This is a genomic window from Lacticaseibacillus sharpeae JCM 1186 = DSM 20505, assembly GCF_001436225.1.
GTDB lineage: Bacteria > Bacillota > Bacilli > Lactobacillales > Lactobacillaceae > Lacticaseibacillus > Lacticaseibacillus sharpeae.
On record NZ_AYYO01000046.1, the window covers coordinates 1 to 1,893 of the forward strand.

Consider the following 1,893-nt stretch of genomic DNA (forward strand, 5'->3'; position numbering starts at 1 on the left):
GTGGCCGAGACATAATTCGGCACTGAAATAAAAATCCCCAGTAAATCCGAACAATTGGATTTACTGGGGATTTTTTATGTAGGCACAGAGTGTAATCTCTGCTAACCTTAACTTCGACGAAAAAGAACGAAAGCGAGGTACGTCTGTGCCATACAAACAGTATAACAATAACCAGTCATTTTTGTCATTTCCTTTATTGATTGAAGTCCCTGATGACCACATTGTTCGCGTGATTAGCTGGTTCATTGATGCAATTTCTCCAGCACTATTTGCCCAAATTAATCCTGACAATCGTGGTGCCTCGGCATATGACCCACGGATGATGCTAAAAATGCTTCTTTTCGCATACCTGCGTAATCAACGCTCCGGTGCCCAAATTCAACGGTTAGCTGAAGAGAATATTCCCATGAAGTGGTTAATTGGGAACCCCGACATTGTCCCTAACGCCAGAACTATTAATCGGTTCCGCTCCGCAGAACAAACTGGTGAACTAATAAAGGTTCTGTATCTTCAATTTCGTCTATTGCTACAATCACTAAAGCTTTTGGATGATGAAGAAATCTTTATTGATGGAACGAAAATTACGGCCGATGCCAACAAGTATTCCTTTGTTTGGCGTCGTAGTGTTGAACGTTTCGAGCCTATTCTTGATGAAAAGGCCAATGACTTATTTAATGAGTTGATGCAAATAGACCCTTCAATTGACCTACATTCGGAAGCGGCCGACCTTTTGGCTCGGCTAAATGAAGTTGTTGATGAAATTGATTCGCGTGTCGAGTACTTAGATGAAGTTGTCGCCAATGAGCGCACTATACCTGGTGGCTCAAAGAACAAGCGCCAGCGTCGAAGCCTTAAGCATTTATCGCACCTTCTTCATAATGACCTCATTCCGCGTAAGACCAAGTATGTTGAAGCCAATAAGGTATTTGGCCAGCGTAATAGCTTCTCTAAAACTGATTATGATGCAACCTTCATGATGATGAAGGAAGATCCAATGAACAATGGCCAAACTAAACCAGGCTACAATATTCAAATCGCCACTCAGAACCAGTTTGTCTTGTATTATGACGTTACCCAACGACCGACTGACCAACGAACACTGATACCGTTTCTTGAAAAGATTGATATTCCATTCAGATATATCGTTGCTGATGCCGGATATGGCAGTCAGGCAAACTATGAGTATGTATTGCATCAACGCCACGCAGTGCCGCTGATTCCTTACACCATGTATCTAAAAGAATTGTCCCGAAAATATCAGAAAGACCTAACAAAGCGACAGAACTGGCAGTACAACGGTTTACTTGATAGATACATCGACAATATTGGTGTTCAATTTGGCCGAGTTCGTGAATACGACAAAGTTGATAAAAGCACCGGTTTCGTCAAGCATTTCCTCAAATACGAAGCCTTACCCGGCTGTAATCCAGAACAAGATAGACTTACTCAAACTGAACGCGGATCCCAGCGAACCATTTCGGTGAATATCGACTGGGAATCACAAAAGAGTCTGGTTCGCCGCGAGCTTGCAACTCCAGACGGACGCTTAATTTACGGCATGCGTAAGTTTGAAGTAGAGCCAGTGTTTGGCAACTTAAAACGTAATTTGAAGTTTAATCGATATTCCGTCCGCGGTCTTCAAGCCGTCACAAACGAAACCGGAATAGTATTGATGGCTGGTAATCTCAAGAAACTGGCCATCTTAATCAACGTTTACCCTGATTTGCTCGAAAAAATGCTGAAATGGGAGTTTATTTGTCGTACATTCAAACCCGAAATATGGCATTATTTCTCTACTTTTGACAAATTAGGCAAAAAAAGGCCGAACATTCTGAAGATTTTCAGAATGCTCGGTCGTTTAATTTTTGTGAACGGGAATTATGTCCCGGCCAC

The 1,893-nt window shown here is 42.2% G+C and carries 1 protein-coding gene; it reads left to right on the forward strand.

What is annotated here, in order from left to right; all coding sequences use genetic code 11:
- Nucleotides 1–145: 145 nt before the first annotated feature.
- Nucleotides 146–1,893, forward strand: a 1,748-nt coding sequence (locus FC18_RS09230; protein ID WP_054680726.1) for an IS1182 family transposase, incomplete at its 3' end; no start/stop codon positions are given.